This is a genomic window from Rhodococcus sp. Q (assembly GCF_005503035.1).
Classification (GTDB): domain Bacteria; phylum Actinomycetota; class Actinomycetes; order Mycobacteriales; family Mycobacteriaceae; genus Rhodococcus_G.
The window spans coordinates 1-16,332 of the sequence record NZ_SCOY01000018.1; the positions used below are offsets into that span (position 1 = coordinate 1).

Annotated in this window: 19 protein-coding genes; 3 read left to right on the top strand and 16 right to left on the bottom strand. The window is 69.2% G+C overall.

Going from position 1 to position 16,332, the window contains the following annotated elements; all coding sequences use genetic code 11:
* From FFS72_RS16825 to FFS72_RS16875, 11 genes are all read right to left on the bottom strand, one after another.
* On the bottom strand, positions 1-356 hold a 356-nt coding region (locus FFS72_RS16825), incomplete at its 3' end, for an aminotransferase class III-fold pyridoxal phosphate-dependent enzyme (protein ID WP_137875002.1).
* Positions 353-898 (bottom strand): diaminobutyrate acetyltransferase, encoded by a 546-nt coding sequence (gene ectA / locus FFS72_RS16830; protein ID WP_283235422.1) that lies wholly within the window; start codon positions 896-898, stop codon positions 353-355. The genes ectA and FFS72_RS16825, both read right to left, overlap by 4 nt.
* Before the next feature lie 131 nt (positions 899-1,029).
* On the bottom strand, positions 1,030-2,418 hold the full coding sequence (locus FFS72_RS16835; RefSeq protein WP_137875003.1) for a HAMP domain-containing sensor histidine kinase: 1,389 nt from the start codon (positions 2,416-2,418) through the stop codon (positions 1,030-1,032).
* Positions 2,405-3,115 carry a response regulator gene (locus tag FFS72_RS16840; protein ID WP_137875004.1) on the bottom strand — a complete coding sequence of 237 codons (711 nt, stop codon included), beginning with the start codon at positions 3,113-3,115 and terminating at the stop codon, positions 2,405-2,407. Before FFS72_RS16840 ends, FFS72_RS16835 begins: the two co-directional genes overlap by 14 nt.
* A 46-nt stretch (positions 3,116-3,161) precedes the next feature.
* Positions 3,162-3,800, bottom strand: a complete 639-nt coding sequence (locus FFS72_RS16845; RefSeq protein WP_137875005.1) for an alpha/beta hydrolase family protein — start codon at positions 3,798-3,800, stop codon at positions 3,162-3,164.
* Between the two features lie 10 nt (positions 3,801-3,810).
* Positions 3,811-4,179: a DUF4873 domain-containing protein gene (locus FFS72_RS16850; RefSeq protein WP_137875006.1), complete on the bottom strand. Its 369-nt coding sequence runs from the start codon at positions 4,177-4,179 to the stop codon at positions 3,811-3,813.
* Positions 4,176-5,096 (bottom strand): AurF N-oxygenase family protein, encoded by a 921-nt coding sequence (locus tag FFS72_RS16855; protein WP_137875007.1) that lies wholly within the window; start codon positions 5,094-5,096, stop codon positions 4,176-4,178. Before FFS72_RS16855 ends, FFS72_RS16850 begins: the two co-directional genes overlap by 4 nt.
* Positions 5,097-5,210: 114 nt before the next feature.
* Positions 5,211-5,537, bottom strand: coding sequence for a cupin domain-containing protein (locus FFS72_RS16860; RefSeq protein ID WP_137875008.1), 327 nt, complete (start codon positions 5,535-5,537; stop codon positions 5,211-5,213).
* 121 nt (positions 5,538-5,658) lie between these two features.
* Positions 5,659-6,645, bottom strand: a complete 987-nt coding sequence (locus FFS72_RS16865) for an oxygenase MpaB family protein (RefSeq protein WP_171018720.1) — start codon at positions 6,643-6,645, stop codon at positions 5,659-5,661.
* A 119-nt stretch (positions 6,646-6,764) separates the two neighbouring features.
* Positions 6,765-7,250 (bottom strand): dihydrofolate reductase, encoded by a 486-nt coding sequence (locus FFS72_RS16870; protein ID WP_137875009.1) that lies wholly within the window; start codon positions 7,248-7,250, stop codon positions 6,765-6,767.
* Positions 7,250-8,008 (bottom strand): thymidylate synthase, encoded by a 759-nt coding sequence (locus FFS72_RS16875; RefSeq protein ID WP_249353377.1) that lies wholly within the window; start codon positions 8,006-8,008, stop codon positions 7,250-7,252. Before FFS72_RS16875 ends, FFS72_RS16870 begins: the two co-directional genes overlap by 1 nt.
* 104 nt (positions 8,009-8,112) lie before the next feature.
* Between FFS72_RS16875 and cobF the strand changes: the two genes are divergently transcribed.
* Together cobF and FFS72_RS16885 are read left to right on the top strand one after the other, a co-directional pair.
* The gene (gene cobF, locus FFS72_RS16880; protein ID WP_137875010.1) at positions 8,113-8,856 is read left to right on the top strand and encodes a precorrin-6A synthase (deacetylating); all 744 of its coding nucleotides are present in this window, start codon (positions 8,113-8,115) and stop codon (positions 8,854-8,856) included.
* Positions 8,857-8,930: 74 nt separating this feature from the next.
* A complete protein-coding gene (locus FFS72_RS16885; protein WP_137875011.1) occupies positions 8,931-9,806 on the top strand; it encodes an Fpg/Nei family DNA glycosylase in 876 nt (291 codons plus the stop codon).
* 15 nt (positions 9,807-9,821) lie between these two features.
* Here the strand turns inward: FFS72_RS16885 and FFS72_RS16890 are convergent, their stop codons facing one another.
* From FFS72_RS16890 to FFS72_RS16910, 5 genes are read right to left on the bottom strand one after another with little or no spacing between them, the layout of a single operon-like run.
* A complete protein-coding gene (locus FFS72_RS16890; RefSeq protein WP_137875012.1) occupies positions 9,822-11,306 on the bottom strand; it encodes a carboxylesterase/lipase family protein in 1,485 nt (494 codons plus the stop codon).
* Positions 11,299-12,783 (bottom strand): dihydrolipoyl dehydrogenase family protein, encoded by a 1,485-nt coding sequence (locus FFS72_RS16895; protein ID WP_137875013.1) that lies wholly within the window; start codon positions 12,781-12,783, stop codon positions 11,299-11,301. The genes FFS72_RS16890 and FFS72_RS16895 overlap by 8 nt, the downstream gene beginning before the upstream one ends.
* Positions 12,784-12,818: 35 nt before the next feature.
* Complete coding sequence (locus FFS72_RS16900) at positions 12,819-13,064, bottom strand: DUF2630 family protein (RefSeq protein ID WP_137875014.1); 246 nt, start codon at positions 13,062-13,064, stop codon at positions 12,819-12,821.
* Positions 13,065-13,103: 39 nt separating this feature from the next.
* A complete protein-coding gene (locus FFS72_RS16905; RefSeq protein ID WP_249353373.1) occupies positions 13,104-14,387 on the bottom strand; it encodes a hypothetical protein in 1,284 nt (427 codons plus the stop codon).
* 13 nt (positions 14,388-14,400) lie between these two features.
* A complete protein-coding gene (locus FFS72_RS16910; protein ID WP_137875015.1) occupies positions 14,401-15,204 on the bottom strand; it encodes a crotonase/enoyl-CoA hydratase family protein in 804 nt (267 codons plus the stop codon).
* 260 nt (positions 15,205-15,464) lie between these two features.
* On the opposite strand from FFS72_RS16910, the gene FFS72_RS16915 reads away from it, so the two are divergent.
* Positions 15,465-16,322, top strand: coding sequence for an FAD:protein FMN transferase (locus FFS72_RS16915; RefSeq protein WP_137875016.1), 858 nt, complete (start codon positions 15,465-15,467; stop codon positions 16,320-16,322).
* Positions 16,323-16,332: the final 10 nt, after the last annotated feature.

The following is a 16,332-nucleotide window of genomic DNA, read 5'->3' on the forward strand; positions in this document are numbered from 1 at the left end:
CCGGTGGGTCCGGGGAATTGGACTTTGTAGGGGAGGTTTCGGGGTGCGAGGACGAGGGCCTCGAAGGTTTCGAGGAAGCGGCGTTTGGCGACGGTGTGCATGTCGAGGCTGTGGGTGATGCCGTCGCTGTCGAGGTAGTCGAGGAGGGCGCGTTTGAGGACGGGGTTGTTGTGTCCGTAGTTGAGTGCGCCTGCGCCTGCGAAGAAGTCGAGGTAGTCGCGTCCGTCTTCGGTGCGGAGCCAGGATCCTTTGGCGGAGGTGAAGACGGTGGGCCAGGACCTGCTGTAGCTGCGAACCTCCGACTCCCGCGTCTCGAAGATCGTGATGTCGGGTGAGTCCGTGGTGACTGCGCTCATCGGTGTCCGTTCTCGTGAATCGGTCCTATGGTGTACAGGTCTTCGGCCGTGTGCCCGTCCGGGAAGTGGTCCGGAGTGAACAGTGGCCGTGCGTAGATGCCGGCGCCACGGCGGTCGGCGAGGGTCGTGAACATCGACTGCGAGGCCGCGTTGTCCCCGGTGACGGTCGTTTCGAGGAACCGGACTCCGAATGATGTTGCCTGACCGAGCACCCGGTCCAGCATCGCGACACCGATCCCGCGGCCGCGTGCCCTCTCGTCTACGGCGACCTGCCAGATGAAAAGTGTGTCCGGGGCTTCGGGTCGCACGAACCCGGTGGCGAAACCGATTATCTCCGAGTCGATCTCGGCGACGATCGACGTTTCGCGGAAGTCGCGGCACCACAACAGGTACGCGTAGCTGGAGTTGACGTCGAGGACGCCGGTGCCCTTCGCGATCCGCCACATGTGACCCGCATCGGAGAGGCGCGGCCGACGGAGGAACGCGGTGTCGTCTCGGTACCGGTTCGTGTCGTGGGCAGGGCGGTCGACGAGCTCGGGCACGGGAAGCTCCTTCGGCTGGTCCGGGCACGGAGCGGTGATCCGTCCCCCCGGCGGCTGGGACACCCACCCTGCCCGAGCGACATTGAGCTGGTCCTGCCGACTACTTTGCGATCGTGTTACGACCGTGACGGTCAGTCGAGAAGCCGCGGAAGGCGCATCGTGAACCGTGCGCCGCCGCCGGGGCGATCGCTGTATCCGATCGTGCCGCCGTGCGCCGCGACCGTTTCCGTGACGAGCGCCAGCCCGAGCCCGGTGCCGGAACCACCCGCGGTTCGGCGACCGAGACGGCCCGTGGTGAAGCGCTCGAAGATTCGTTCCCGATCCGAGGGGGCCACACCGGGGCCCGCGTCGTCGACGTCGATCGCGGTGAACGCGCCGTCCCGGCGGACCGTCACCGCCACGAGCCCACGCCCGTGGCGATCCGCATTGTCCATCAGGTTCACCAGTGCCCGTTCGAGCGACAGCTTCCGCGCGGCGACCCGGTCGTCGGTGCTCACGGTGAGCAGGTCCACCGAACGCTTCGACCGGATCAGGGTGTGGGTGAGGAGGGTGCGAACCGACACCGGTTCGAGGTCGCCGGGATGCAGGCCCGCCTCGGACCGCGCCAGAGCGAGCAGGTCGTCGAGGAGTCTGCGCAGGTGATCGAGTTCCGCGCTGATCAGGTCGAGTGCCCGCCCGGAGCGTTCGGGCAGGTCCAGCCGCTGGCGATCCAGGACGGACACACTCGTCACCAGTGTGGTCAACGGTGTCCGAAGCTCGTGGCTGACGTCGCCGAAGAACCGTCGCTCGTGCTCGATCCGGCGTTGCAGTGAATCGACCATGGCATTGAACGAGGTCGTGATGGTGTCGAGGTCGCGGTCGCGCGAACGCACGAGTCGGGTGTCGAGGTCGCCGCCCGAGATCCGGGCGGCAGCGCCTGCCATGTCACGCAGTGGCCTGAGCACTCGACGGCTGGCCCAGAACCCCATCGCGGCACCCGCCGCGGTCGTGACCAGTGCGGACGAGGCGAGGGTGATGCGCAGGATCTGCAACGTCGACTGCAGCTCGATGACAGGCGACAACTCGTACAGGTTGTCGCCTGCATCGTTGAGAACCATCCGCACTCCGATGTACGACTGCCCCGCGACGGTGACGTACACGGTCGCGTTCCCCGCATCGGGCTCCGAGGGCAGCATCTCGTCCGGCAGCGGCGGCCCGTCGGGGTCCGAGGTGGACCACGCCCCGCCCCGTTCCAGGAAGAGGACCGATCCGGCAGGCAGGTCGACCGACTGCAACACGAGGTCGGGTGACGCGTCGGAGGAGTACAGCACGCTGCGGACGAAGTCGGCGTGGCTCGCCGTCTGGCGCTCCGCCGAACGTTCCCGCTGTCCCGTGAGGTACTCGCTGCTGGTGGCGAACACCGCCACGGACAGGACGAGGGACAGCAGTGCGGCGCCGAGCGCGAACGTCAGGATCACCCGGCCGCGCAACCCCAGGCGGCCGCGCAGCGACAGCAGTGCAGGCACGCTAGCGGGGGGCATCGAATCGGTACCCGAGTCCGCGGACCGTGAGGACGATTCGTGGATCGGACGAGTCCTGCTCGATCTTCGTACGGAGTCGTCGCACGTGCACGTCCACGATCCGCTCGTCGCCGAAGAATCCGCGATCCCACACTCTTTCCAGCAGGACACTGCGGCTGAGGACCATGCCCGGCGACTGTGCGAGTTCGCACAGCAGCCTGAACTCTGTGAGCGTCAGGTGCACCGGGTCGTCGCCGCGTCGGGCCACCCCGCCTGCGGGTGAGAGAACCAGGGGGGTGTCCCGATCGTCGTCCAGGACGATGTCGGCGGGCAGGTTCGGTTCGCCCGCGGCGCCGGCCCGGCGCCGCAGTGCCCGTATGCGCGCGGTGATCTCCTTGACCTCGAACGGCTTCGTCACGTAGTCGTCGGCCCCGGCTTCGAGGGCTGCGACCACATCGTGCGTGTCGTCCCGCGCACTGACCACGATGATCGGCACGTCGTGATGGCGCCGAACCTGGCGGATGCAGGTGAAACCGTCCATGTCGCCGAGCACGAGGTCCACGATCATCACGTCGGGCGGACCGTTGCGTTTGAGCTGATCGAGGGCGGTTTCCGCATCCGGAGCCTCGTCGACGTCGTAGCCCTCGTCCTCCAAAGCCATTCGGAGTGCGGCGCGGACACGGTCGTCGTCCTCGACGATCAGCAGATTGGCACCCATCACCCCATAGTGGCAAACCCGGGTCGGGGGTCGGGGTGCCGGAGGGTCAGTGCCAGCCGAATGCGGTGGTGGCGGCGTCGACCGCGGCGGGAACGGCGTCGCTCTTGTCGGGGGCGAGGTCGTGGCCTCTGCCGTCGACGAGGACGAGTGTGTGGGGTGCCGAGATCAGCGTGAGTGCCGCGCGCATCTCGTCGGGCGTGCCGAACGGGTCGCGGGTGCCGTGGACGAACACACAGGGGCAGCGCAGGTCCGGAAGGTGCGCGGTGCGCGCCTTCTCCGGTCTGCCGGGCGGATGCAGCGGGTACGAGAACGACAGGAGTCCGTCGCAGATGTCGGGGCGTTCCGCCGCGAGCATCGACGCCTGACGTCCGCCGTACGAATGTCCACCGAGAATTACCGGTGCGGAGGACAATTCACGGACCGCGGCCACTGCCGTCGCGATTCCGTCGCGATCCTGCGCTGCGGTTGACGGGCTCGGGGGGCCTTTCGGCCTGCGCTGCCGGAACGGCAGGTCGAACCGCAACACCAGGGCACCTGCAGCCGCGAACTCGGTCGCTGCGCGCCGCAGCAGGGGCGCATCCCGGTTGCCGCCCGCGCCGTGTGTCAGTACGAGTGCGGCGACCGGATCGCCGTCCGGCCGGTACAGGTCCCCGACCACGCCGTCGCGTTCGAACAACTCGCTCATACCGTGAAACCTACGGGACGGGCACGTCCACTTCGACCTCGTCGAGGGGGTACGGGGGCGCGCCGGTACCGCTGATCCGCAGGTGACCCCATGGATCCTGCTCGCCGAGCGTCGCCGGACACGCGTCACCGTCGGCGATCGTCAGTGTCAGTGATGCGCGGTCGCGGCCGGTGAGTGCGCCGAGGTCGGAGCCGTCGATACGCCCGTACCAGTGGAAGTGTCCGTCCAGAGGTTCGAAGTGCCCGTTCAGGTGGACGACGGTGTCCAGTGCGGCCGAACCGGTGGTGAGCACGGCAGGCCCGGCGTACGCGACGTCCGGTTCGAGCATCGCGGGGTCGATCGACGGTTCGGTCGCGCGTCTGCGCCTGCGGCGAATCACAGGAACCCTGCCCGCCGCCACATCGCCCGTGACGGCGCCCGCATCAGTCCGGTCTCCTCGAGAAACGCCGCGAGGTCCCCGAATCCGCGGCGCTGCATCTTCCGGAAATGGGGATTCGACAATGCCTGCCGCCGTGCCTCTTTCGGGTCCAGTCCCACCCGCGCGTACATCGCGGGATTGGTGAACAGGCGTTGCAGCAGTGGGCCGCCGACGCCCTGGACGGTGCCCACCCACCACGTCTCGATCCTGCGGCTGCCTGCGACGCGCCTGCGCACCCCCTCGCGGGCGAACTTGATGTGGCGGGCCTCCTCGGTGACATGGATGCGCATCAACCGCGACATCATCGGTTGGAGCTCCGGATCGTCCATGACGCGACGCTGCGTGGCATCGAAGATCTCCTCGCCGATGAGCGCCGCGACCCACAGCATGGTGCCGCGAAAGGTCTTCGGCAGCAGGTTGACCACCACGGCTTGATGCCATCGCAACTGAAACGGCTTGGCGCCCATGGCCGCCACCGCGCGTCCGAACATCGTCATGTGCCTGCACTCGTCGCCCATCTCGGTGAGGACGTACCGGGTGTGCAGCGAGGTCGGGTCCTGGTGCATCAGGTTCCGAAGGAGTGCCTGCAACAGGATGTTCTCGAACCAGGCCCCGACGCTGAGGATGTTCGCGGCTTCCTGCCGGGACAGCTCGATCCGCTGCGTCTCCGTCATCGACTCCCACATCGGGGTGCCGTACAGGGACAGGACGGCCGGGGGCAGGAAATACCGCCCCTCGACGAGTGGGGCGTCCCAGTCGAGGTCGACGACGGGATTGTAGGAGCGCTTGACCGACCCGGCGAGCAGGCGACCCGCGACCACCTCGCGGTCGGTCGGTGTGGGGGCGGGGCGATCGGTGTGTTCGGTGGTGCGCGGCATGCGGCGGCCCTCCGTGGTGTCGGATGTTTCCGTGACACGAGGAACGTAAGGCCGCCGGCACGCCGGGTCAATAGGTGTGTGTAACCAAAGTTCACATGTTGTTTGGCGTGACCGTCACTTGGCGACGGTCAGCAGGAACGCGACGTCCTCGACGGCCTCGACGCGGTGTCGTGTCGACGGAATGACGAGAAGATCCCCGGCCGATCCCTTCCACGAGTCCTCGCCTGCGATGAGCGTCAACGTGCCGCTGAGGACGACCAGCGTCGCCTCGCCGGGCGAATCGTGCTCCGCGAGTTCCTCGCCCGCGGTCAACGCCACCACCGTCTGACGCAGGCTGCGCTGGTGGCCGCCGTAGATCGTCTGCGAACTGCGACCGCTGGACGCGGTGTTCGCCAGCTTGAGTTGTTGCCGCGCAACTGCGGTCAGCGACTTCTTGTCCATGGGCGTGCCTCTCGCTGGGCCAGACCGAATCTTCACGTCGTGCCTCTGCAGTATGGCCCACTCGGCGCGCCCCGGCGCCGCACTTGCCGAACCCGCGTGCCCGGCGTCGTGTCGAGGTCGCTTACTGCTGCCCGGGTGGCGCGGCGAAGGAGTCGAGCTGCGGAGCGGCATACGCCGTACGCAACCGCTCGTAGCGGTAGCGGTTGTAGGCCAACGGTTCGAGGAGGGCCCATTTCGGCAGATGCTTGCGTGCGGTACGGATCGTCGCGGTGTAGATGCGGAACTCCCACGCGCGCCGCGAGTTCCACTCGACACCGAGGAGTTCGCGCATGCGGGGATGGGCGGCTGCCTCCGCGCAGATCCGTGCGGGCCTGGAGAGCAGCGGCGTCGCCACCCGCCACAGCGGGGTGATGAGGACGTGCAGCCAGTGCGGACCGAACAGCGTCGGGACGGGCATCGCGTCGAAGCTCGCGTTCGCCCACTGGAGGAAGTCGTTGTCGGCGAGTTCGGTCGCGGCGACGGAGTTGTAGTACTCCTCCACCTCGGCGACGGTGGCGGGTACGGCGGCCTGGTCGCTGTTCAGGTCGTAGTCGCTCATCGCCAGGATGGTCCGGTAGACGATCTCGCGCTGCTCGGCGTCGAGCTGTTTCGCGTAGGTGGACACGTAGCCGGTGTAGAGGACGAGCAGGCTGCTCGTTCCGACCCATTTCCACAGCGCGGGGTTGAGTGCGCTGTACCGCTCGCCCTCGAACTCTCCCTTGCCTCGGCCGCGTACCTGACCGTGCATGTTCTTGAGGCGCGTCGCGGTCGCGCGGCGGTCGTCGTCGTCGCCGAACAGCATCAGCGGACCCCACATGTAGCTGCGGATGCCGCGGTTGGTGAAGTTCGCGGCGAAGCGTCCGCTCGCGTCGACGGCCGCGGCGACCTCGCGGTAGGCCACCTGGTCGAGGGCGAGCCTGCCGTACAGGCCGAAGGCGAGCGGCATGCCCATCCACCATCGGACGTCGGCGGCGAGCTCATGGTGGGGTTGGCCGGGATGCCACGGCGGGACGGCCGACGCGGTGGTGTCGCTGCCGGTCTCGGGCGGCGCAGCGGTGGTGCGGCGCATGGTTCCCCCTCGAAACTGATTGTGAAAACGCCTGTTGTCAGATTAGCAGCGGACTGCATCTGAGGACGTGCGTATTCAGATCATTTTCGGAGGTGTCGGCGGTGTGCCGGTGACCTGCTTCAGCGACGCGCGTAGGTGACGAACCGGAAGCGCACGCCGTCACGGCTCGACGTCTGCCAATCGCCGGTGGCCGCGGCAACCCACTCCGGGCCCAGCTCCGGTGCGTAGGCGTCACCGTCGACGTCCAGATCCACCTCGGTGACGATCAGACGATCGGCCCCGCCGAGCGTGGCCGCGTAGATCTCGCCGCCGCCCATCACCCAGGTCTCCCCGTCGCCGGCGAGCGCGAGAGCGTCGTCGATCGAGTGCGCTACCTCGGCGCCGTCCGCAGACCAGTCACGGTCACGGGTGACGACGATGTTCCGGCGATCCGTCAGCGGCCGGAACCGCGGCGGCAGCGAATCCCACGTCCGGCGGCCCATCACCACGGGATGACCCGTCGTGACCTCCACGAAGTGCGCCATGTCCTCCGGGATGCGCCACGGGATCGCGTTGTCGCGGCCGATGACCCCGTTCGAGGCCTGGGCCCAGATCAGGCCGAGCATCAGACGGCGACCGGTGCCTTGATCGGGGGGTGGTGCCGATAGCCTGTGATCTCGACGTCCTCGAAGGTGTAGTCGAAGATCGAGTCCCGCTTGTGCAGCGTCAGCGTCGGATACGGGTACGGCTCCCGCGAGAGCTGTTCGGTGACCTGGTCGACGTGGTTGTCGTAGACGTGGCAGTCGCCGCCCGTCCAGATGAACTCGCCGACCTCGAGGCCCGTCTGCTGCGCCACCATGTGGGTGAGCAGTGCGTAGCTGGCGATGTTGAACGGCACGCCGAGGAACAGGTCGGCGCTGCGCTGGTACAGCTGGCAGCTGAGCCTGCCGTCCGCGACGTAGAACTGGAAGAACGCATGGCACGGCTGCAGCGCCATCGCGTCGAGCTCCGCGACGTTCCACGCCGAGACGATCATCCGACGGGAGTCCGGGTTGGTCTTCAGCGTCTCGATCACCTTCGTGACCTGGTCGATGTGCTCGCCGTCCGGTGTCGGCCACGAGCGCCACTGCACGCCGTACACCGGTCCGAGCTCGCCGTCGGCGTCCGCCCACTCATCCCAGATCGTCACGCCGTGCTCACGCAGCCACTCGACGTTCGAGTCGCCGCGCAGGAACCACAGCAACTCGTACACGATCGACTTGAGGTGCACCTTCTTGGTGGTGATCAGCGGGAAACCCTCGCGCAGGTCGAAGCGCATCTGGTGGCCGAACACGCTGCGGGTGCCGGTTCCGGTGCGGTCCGCCTTCGGGGTCCCGGTCTCCATGACCAGCCGCAGCAGGTCCTCGTACGGGGTGTGCACGGGAGCGGGCGTCGGGGAAGTCACGGCCGCCAGTCTAGGCCGTGTCCCTCGGGCGATAGCCTCGCGGCATGCGTGAACTCCTCGTGATCGGCGTCGGCGCCGGTGACCCCGACCAGGTGACGATCCAGGCAGTCAAGGCCATGAACCGGGCCGAGGTGTTCTTCGTCATCGGCAAGGGCGAGCAGAAACAGGACCTCGTGGACCTGCGCACCGGCCTCCTCGACGAGCACATGCGCGGCGACTACCGGATCGTCGACATCGTCGATCCGCCCCGCGATCGGACCCCGAGCAACTACGAGGGCGTCGTCGACGACTGGCACGACCGCCGAGCCCAGGTGTTCGAGGAGGCGTTCGCGGCCGTCGACGGTGTCGGCGCAATCCTGGTCTGGGGTGACCCGTCGCTGTACGACAGCACCCTGCGCATCGTCGAGCGGGTCCTGCGGCGCGGCGTCGTCGGCTTCGACCACACCGTGATCCCCGGAGTGACCAGTGTGTCGTCGCTGGCCGCGCAGCATCGGATCGTGCTCAACCGGATCGGCGAGCCGGTGCTCACCACGACGGGACGGCGGCTCCGCGACGAGGGCCTGCCCGACGGCGTTCGGGACGCGGTCGTGATGCTCGACGCCGAGAACAGCTTCACCACCCTGGACGGCGACTGGGACATCTGGTGGGGCGCATACCTCGGCACGCCCGACGAGACCCTGATCGCGGGTGACCTGCACTCCGTCTCCGACGAGATCGTTCGCACTCGCGCCGAGCTGCGTGAGCGCAAGGGCTGGATCATGGACACCTACCTGGTCCGGAGGCGCTGACCCACTCGTGCGCGCTCGGGGGTCCCCGGAGGCTTCACCCGCGCACGAGCCGCGGAGCGGCCTACGCTGTGGGCATGCCCGAACTGCCCGAGGTGGAGGCCCTGGCCCAGTTCCTGCGCGACCATGCGGTCGGCGCGGTCATCGGACGGGTGGACGTGGCGGCGTTGAGCGTGCTCAAGACGTTCGACCCTCCGATCGACGTCCTCGCCGGCCGTGACATCACCGGCGCCGCCCGTTTCGGCAAGCACCTCGGACTGCGGTGCGGTCAGGAGGACGGTCTCTGGCTGATCACCCACCTGTCCCGGGCGGGGTGGCTGCGTTGGCAGGACAACCCGAGCCAGACGCCCCCCAAGCCGGGCAAGGGTCCGCTGGCGCTGCGGATGCACCTGTTCGCGCCCGACGGAACCACGCCGGCCATCGACCTGACGGAGGCCGGCACCCAGAAGCGACTCGCGGTGTGGCTGGTGCGGATGCCTGCCGAGGTCCCGGGCATCGCGAAGTTGGGCCCCGACGCCCTCGACGTCACCGAACCGGTGTTCGCGGAGCTGCTCGCGAAGTCGTCGGCCCGCATCAAGAACGCACTCACCGATCAGTCGGTGCTCGCGGGCGTCGGCAACGCGTACTCCGACGAGATCCTGCACACGGCGAAGCTGTCTCCCTTCGCGACCGCGAACAAGCTGACACCCGAACAGGTTTCGGAGCTGCGTGTGGTGATGCGCTCGGTTCTCGCCGACGCCGTCGACAGGTCGACCGGGCAGGACGCCGCCAGGTTGAAGGGGGAGAAGCGATCCGGGATGCGAGTGCACGCGCGGACCGGACTGCCGTGCCCCGTCTGCGGCGACACCGTCCGCGAGGTGTCCTTCGCCGACCGGTCGTTCCAGTACTGCCCGACCTGCCAGACGGGTGGCAAGATCCTCGCCGACCGCCGGATGTCGAAACTGCTCAAATAGCGCGTCCGAGTGGCGTCAGCGGCGGTGCTGGTAGCCCACCCACGCCCGTCGCTTGTCTCCGTCGGGGTCGTTCACCACTCGGGCGACGGTGTCGACGACGAGCGTTTCGCGGCGCTCGAGGCTGTAGGCAGGCCACGTTTCCCTCGGACGACCGTGACGGGCGAAGTGCAGCCAGTGGGACTGGACGAGGTTGGTGGCGGCGCGCAGACCGCTACGGCCACCGAGGGCGGTGGCAGCCTTTCCGAGTGGACTGTCGACCGACCCGAACACCGCGAAGAGCTCGGTGGCGTGCGTGGCGCCGAAACCGGTCCAGCGCAGCAGATTCGGTGCGAAATCGTACCTGTAGGAATAGGTGGGTGCGGAGCGGGTGTGACCCTGTGCGACGAGTACCGACGGTTCCCAGAAGCTGACGTCACCGCCGAGTTGGACGGCGGCATGCCGGTCGGGATAGCGCGGGTACGCGGCGAGGATCCGGGACTTCACCACGGGATCCGTCTCGGCGAACATCTTCTCGATCCGGACCGGATCGGTCGGGATGATGTCCAGGAAGCGCGGAAAGATCGTGCCCTCGCTGGCGTTGGTGCCGATGATGAGCGGGACGGGGTGCGCGAGTCCCGCGGCGAACGTGTCCAGCGGGTGCCGGGGCAGCAGGTCGCCGTCGACGACCGGGGCGAAAGCGCGGGTTCCCGGTGCCTCGTCGGCGCCGCGGGCAACGAGTGCATCGCCGACGCGGACCAACTCGTCCACCGCCGCTCCTCCGAGTGCCCGTACCGGGTCGGGTTCGTCCAGCATCTCGAGGAACTCTTCCGCCCATGCCCGGGCACGGCTGCGGCCGTACGCCGATGCCGCGGGCGGACTTTCGGCGATCGCCTGTCGGAACAGGCCGGCCGCGGCGGGAATGCACAGCAGGGTGGTGACCGCGTTCCCGCCCGCCGACTCGCCGAACAGTGTCACGTTGTCGGGGTCGCCGCCGAATGCCGCGATGTTGCGCTGGACCCACTGCAGGGCGGCGATCTGGTCCCGCGGACCGAGGTTGGAGTCGAACGTGCGGTCGCCGGTGGAGTGGTCCGTGAAGTCGAGATACCCGAGTGCGCCGAGCCGGTAGTTGATCGACACGTACACGATGTCGCCGCGCCGGACCAGGCCGTCGCCGCGGTACAGCGGCGTCGTCGGTGATCCGCCGCTGTACGCGCCGCCGTGGATGAACACCATCACCGGGCGCGGTGTCGCACTGCGCGTGGCCGGGGTGACGACGTTGAGCGTCAGGCAGTCCTCGCCCATCCGCATCCGGCGGGTTTCCAGACCGGACTGCGGTGCGACGCAGCCGAATCGGGTTGCGTCACGCACCCCCGACCACGGTGTGACGGGATGGGGAGCGCGCAGTCGCAGGTCGCCGACGGGTGGCGCCGCGTAGGGGATTCCGCGCCAGGTGCGCAGCCCGTGCAGTTCCCGGCCCAGGACCGCGCCGTCCGCGGTGTGGACCACGAGCGGATCAGCCACGCCTGGCCTCCAGCAGTCGCAGCCACACCTCGGACACCGTCGGGTAGGCGGGGACTGCGTGCCACAGTGTGCTCAGTGGCACCGCACCTGCCACCGCGACGGTGGCGGCGTGCACCAGTTCCGCGACCTCGGTGCCGACGAAGGTGGCTCCGAGCAGGACGTCGTCGCCGCGGTCGATCACGAGTTTTGCTCGGCCGGTGAAGTCGTCGCGCGACAGTGACGACCCGGCGACGGCGATGTCGATCTCGACGGTGTCGACGTCGAATCCTTCAGCACGTGCGGTCTTCTCGGTGCGTCCGACCGACGCGACCTCGGGGGTCGTGAACACCACCTGCGGCACGGCGGACCGGTCGGCGATCGCGATGTCGCGGGCCGCGTCGAGCGCCCGTGACTCGGCTCGGGCCGCGATCACGTCCCCGCACACCCGGCCGTGGTACTTGCCCATGTGCGTCAGCGGGGTGCGGCCGCTGACGTCGCCGACGGCGTAGAGCCAGCCTTCCGGCACTCCGGCGACGGTGAGCTGGTCGTCGGTGCGCACCTCGCTCAGGCCGACGCTGTCCAGGCCCAGTGCACCCGTGGCGGGCCGGCGTCCTGCGGCGACGAGCAGTTCGTCGACCGTCACCTCGCCGCCGTCGAATGACGTGGTGACGGCACCGCCGTCGAGTGACACAGTGACGGCACCGCCGTGGACGCGCCCGATTCCCGTGTCCTGCGGCGAGTCCCGCCGGACGGCGTTCACGGCGGTGTTCGTCAGTACCGTCGCGCCTCGTTCGCGCAGTGCCGCCGCGACGGCGTCGCCCGCGAACGGTTCCGCGGACGCGAGCAGCCCGGACCCGCGAACGAGCAGGGTCACTTCCGCGCCGAGGTCGAGGAGCCAGGTCGCGGCCTCACAGGCGACGACCCCACCACCGACGATCGCGATGCGGCCGGGGACTTCCTGCAGGTTCGTCGCATCGCGGGAGGTCCACGGCAGTGCGTCGCGGAGTCCGGGCGTTGCGGGGATCGTCGCCGTCGACCCGGTCGCCAGCACCACCGCGTGCCGGGCCCGCAGCATCTGGGTTCCGTCGGCACCGGTGACCTCGACGACGCGTTCCCCGGCGAGTCTGCCCGATCCGCGCACCACGTCGATTCCGGCTCCGGACGCCCACTGCACCTGACCGGCGTCGTCGCGGTGGGAGGTGAACGTGTCGCGCCGCTGCAGGACAGCGGCAACATCGAGGGTGCTCTCGCCCACGGCTTCTCGCGCTCCGGGCATCGCACGAGCCGCGCCGAGGACGCTGCCCGGCCGCAACAGCGCCTTGCTGGGCATACACGCCCAGTACGAGCATTCGCCGCCGAGCAGTTCGTGCTCGACGATCACCGCGGTGCGATCGGAGCCGGCGATCGCGTATTGCGCCGCGATCTCTCCCGCCGGGCCGCCGCCGATGACGACGACGTCGTACTCACGATCCGCTGCCGGGTTGCTGTGGGGAGGCATGGGACCACCGTAGAACGGTCGGTGCTCGCGCGCCGTTATTGCAGGTAGCCCTCGACCTGCGAGGCGGGGCTGACCGGTACCTCGTCGGCGGGCAACCCGGCGTCGGTGCGGGCGCGGCGTTGCCGCAGCAGGTCCCAGCACTGGTCGAGGGTCTTCTCGAGTGCATCGAGCTGGGCTTGCTCTGTGGCGGGGTCGAGGTCGCCGGATTCGGTTCTCGCGCGCAGGGCGTGCTCTTTGTCGACGAGTTCGCGGATGCGGGCGAGAATGTCCTGTTCGCTCATCGGTGGGCTCCACTCGTGTCGGGGTCGGACGGCTCCACCCTATGCCGGGTCGTCCCAGTGGTGCGCGGTCAATCCGTGGGCGGCGAGTGCAGCGGCGGTCCGGTCACGCAGGCCGGGGTCCTTGGACACGAGTGACAACGTGTAGGTCTCGCCGAGTCGGCACAGGTACACGGACAGCCGATTCGCGGATGCCGCGAGTTGCCGGGCATCGATACCGGGATGCACGGCCCGTGTCGCGATCGCCTCGGCGCGGGCACCGCCCAGCGAGCTCAGCGCGACGGGGATCGGCCCGATGTTCGAGCAGAGCACGTCGCGCTCGCCGGGGTCGGGGGCGAGTCGGTACGCGACCCGGTCGGGGACGAGTTGGAGAAGTTCGGCCGGAAAGCCGGCCGGACTGGACATCGGGGGCTGCAGGTAGGCGCCTCGGAGCAGTGCCCGCACCGTGGCAGGGGAGTCGGACGGGTGCACCGTCACCTCCGTCATGTCGATCGCGTTCGACGCGGAGTCGGTGTCGGTGCGGCGGCTGACGGGGATGCTGACCTGCAGTGCGGTGTCGTCGATGCCCGCAATCGCGGCGGCCACCGTGACCAGCAGGGAGTTGGGGGTTCCGCCGGTGCGGGCGGCTTCGGCGTCCCACCGTGCGGCATCCACGTCGACGATCAGCGCCTCCGGCGCTTGTGCGCCATCGTGGTGGTCGGAGCTGTCGGGCAGGCGCACGGGTGCGGATCGCAGCTCGGCTCGCCGGGACGGGTGCCGGACGAGGCCCGCGACGGCGCGGAGCGTGCGGGCGCCGACAACGGTGACCATGCGGGCGGCGTCGGCGAGGTCGTCGCGGGCCGGGTGTTCCGGATCGGGCGGGACGCGCGTCGCTTCTCCCACCATCGCCGCAGCGATGGCTGCGGCCAGCCCGCGGGCGTCGGCGACGACGTGCGAGCACACCAGGGACACCACGGTTCCGCCGCCGCTCAGTGGCGCCGCCGCCATCCGCCAGCCTGCACCCGCGGTCGGGTCGACGGGTCGCTGCGCCACCTCGTCCGCCCACAGCACGACCGATTCACGGGCGATCGGCTGCGTTGCCCACTCGATCGGCCAGGGGGCGGTGCCGTGTTGCCTGCGCGGCCGGGCGCCCGGTACCCGAGGACGAACGACGGTGTGGGACAGGGGGCCCAGCGCGAGGGTGTCGTGCACCCGCTGAAGTTCGGACGCGTCGACGTCGCCGCCGCGCCACAGACCCTGCATCACGACGGGCGTCCCGTAGCCGCGGTGCGTGCGCAGGAACATCTCGTCGACCACCCTCAGGCGCTGCGCGCGGGGACGGCGCACGGGAGGCTCCCGGTCAGTCCGGGTCGGCGAAATTGGCGGCGCGTTTCGTCATGCCCGCGGTGACTGCTTCCAACTGGTTCGGCGAGCCCATCAGGGACACCTGCAGTTCGCTTTCGAGCAGCAGTGCCCCCGCGGGGTCGCCGCCACTCCACGTCTCGTCGTAGAGCCGCTTCGCCGCCCGGACCGCGTGCGGCGACTTCCCCGCGATCTCGTGTGCCAGTTCGAGCGCCGCGGTGAGCGGATCGTCGACGGTGCGCGTCACCAGTCCGAGCGAGTGCGCTTCGGTTCCGGACAGGATGCGTCCGGTGAAGGTCAGTTCCTTCGCGACGTCGATGCCGACGAGTCGCGGCAGGCTCTGCGTGATCCCCATGTCGGGGACCAGACCCCACTTGACCTCCATGACCGACAGCTTCGCGTCCGGGGTCGCGTAGCGGATGTCGGCACCGAGTGCGATCTGGAGACCACCGCCGAAACAGTTGCCGGTGATCGCGGCGATCACCGGTGCGGGAACGCGGCTCCAGTCGACGGAGACGCGCTGCGCGAGGTTGGCGAGCGCTCCCTCCTCCCGCGCGAGCAGGTCGCTCGGGCCGCCGTCGCTCTGCATGAGGCTGGTGATGTCGAGGCCCGAGCAGAAGCTCTTTCCCTCGCCGTGCAGGACGACGGCGCGGACGGTCCGGTCGTCTGCGAGCTGCGCCGCGACGTCGACGATCGCGTCGAACATCGCCCGATCGAGTGCGTTGTGCTTCTCGGCCCGGTCCAGCGTGACCGTGGCGACGCCTGCCTCGTCGATGTCGACACGAATCCTGCGCTCGCTCATGCTTTTCGACTCTCCTCGGATGTCTCGGCCGATCGGTCGTCCGCGACGACGCATCCGCCGCGTGGGCGTGATGCTCACGGCGTGTCGTGAGCGACTGTACAAGACGGCGTACGGCGCGATCGTGGGGTCGGGGGGCGTGCCCGGGTCTGTCCATACTCGGACAAATCCCTCAGACGGTCCACAGAAAACGGGCGCATACTGGAGACTCAAGAGCCGCTGACCAGCGAAGTCGGCGTTCGAGTTCGTTGTGGAGAGTCGTCATGACCCCGAGCACGCAGTGGACCACATGGGGGAGCGAGATCGAGGTGCGCGTCACCGAATGGGCCGCACTCGGTGAGGCCGCGGGCATCGTGCGTGCGGCACTGGAACGGGCGCGGGACGTATGCGACCTCGGCCGGGGTGACGCCGAGATTCACGCGGTCAACCAGGCGCAGGGCACCCCGGTCCGGGTCAGTCCCGAACTCGGCGGTCTGATCCGTGCCGCACTGTGGGCCGCGCGGATCACGGGAGGAGCGGTGTCCCCGCTGGCTGTCGAAGACCCCGAACGAACCGATCGGTCTGAGGGTGCGGCCCCGATCGCGGGAGAGTCCATCGCGGAAGTGGTGTCGCACGCCGAACCCGACTTCGGCGACATCCGGATCGACGCCGACACCGTGTTCGCCCCGTTCGGCGCGTACCTCGACCTCACGGCCACCGCCAAGTCCGTGGTAGCGCACCGCGCCGCCCGACGTGCCGCGGACACCCTCGAATGCGGCGTGTGTGTGCGGGTGGACGACATCGTTGCCACCTGGGGTCACTGCCCGATCGGAGGTTGGCAGGTGACTCTCGACGGAATTCCGGCCGCGGGACGAGAGGAGGTGGAGGTCCGCGCGCATGGCGCGCTGGCGACGGTGCGGGCCCCTGCTGGCGGTGCGGAGTCGGGGCTGGACGCCGTCACGGTCGCGGCGGATGACGGACTCTGGGCGTACGCCGCTGCGGCCGCGGCACTCGGGCAGGGAGTCGCGGCGCTGCGGTGGCTCACGGAACGCGACCTCGCGGCCCGCGTCATCTATCGGCGCGGCAACGTCCGGACCACCGACGCCTGGCTGCACCTGCCTCCGCACGACTACGCGGCGTGACGGCAGAACT

Excerpts from the sequence above, each read along its gene's own strand:
- FFS72_RS16835 (WP_137875003.1), bottom strand. The coding sequence starts at position 2,418 with ATGCCCCCCGCTAGCGTGCCTGCACTGCTGTCGCTGCGCGGCCGCCTG.
- FFS72_RS16840 (WP_137875004.1), bottom strand. The coding sequence starts at position 3,115 with ATGGGTGCCAATCTGCTGATCGTCGAGGACGACGACCGTGTCCGCGCC.
- FFS72_RS16845 (WP_137875005.1), bottom strand. The coding sequence starts at position 3,800 with ATGAGCGAGTTGTTCGAACGCGACGGCGTGGTCGGGGACCTGTACCGG.
- FFS72_RS16855 (WP_137875007.1), bottom strand. The coding sequence starts at position 5,096 with ATGCCGCGCACCACCGAACACACCGATCGCCCCGCCCCCACACCGACC.
- FFS72_RS16860 (WP_137875008.1), bottom strand. The coding sequence starts at position 5,537 with ATGGACAAGAAGTCGCTGACCGCAGTTGCGCGGCAACAACTCAAGCTG.
- FFS72_RS16865 (WP_171018720.1), bottom strand. The coding sequence starts at position 6,645 with ATGCGCCGCACCACCGCTGCGCCGCCCGAGACCGGCAGCGACACCACC.
- FFS72_RS16870 (WP_137875009.1), bottom strand. The coding sequence starts at position 7,250 with ATGCTCGGCCTGATCTGGGCCCAGGCCTCGAACGGGGTCATCGGCCGC.
- FFS72_RS16875 (WP_249353377.1), bottom strand. The coding sequence starts at position 8,008 with ATGGAGACCGGGACCCCGAAGGCGGACCGCACCGGAACCGGCACCCGC.
- cobF (WP_137875010.1), top strand. The coding sequence starts at position 8,113 with ATGCGTGAACTCCTCGTGATCGGCGTCGGCGCCGGTGACCCCGACCAG.
- FFS72_RS16885 (WP_137875011.1), top strand. The coding sequence starts at position 8,931 with ATGCCCGAACTGCCCGAGGTGGAGGCCCTGGCCCAGTTCCTGCGCGAC.
- FFS72_RS16895 (WP_137875013.1), bottom strand. The coding sequence starts at position 12,783 with ATGCCTCCCCACAGCAACCCGGCAGCGGATCGTGAGTACGACGTCGTC.
- FFS72_RS16900 (WP_137875014.1), bottom strand. The coding sequence starts at position 13,064 with ATGAGCGAACAGGACATTCTCGCCCGCATCCGCGAACTCGTCGACAAA.
- FFS72_RS16910 (WP_137875015.1), bottom strand. The coding sequence starts at position 15,204 with ATGAGCGAGCGCAGGATTCGTGTCGACATCGACGAGGCAGGCGTCGCC.
- FFS72_RS16915 (WP_137875016.1), top strand. The coding sequence starts at position 15,465 with ATGACCCCGAGCACGCAGTGGACCACATGGGGGAGCGAGATCGAGGTG.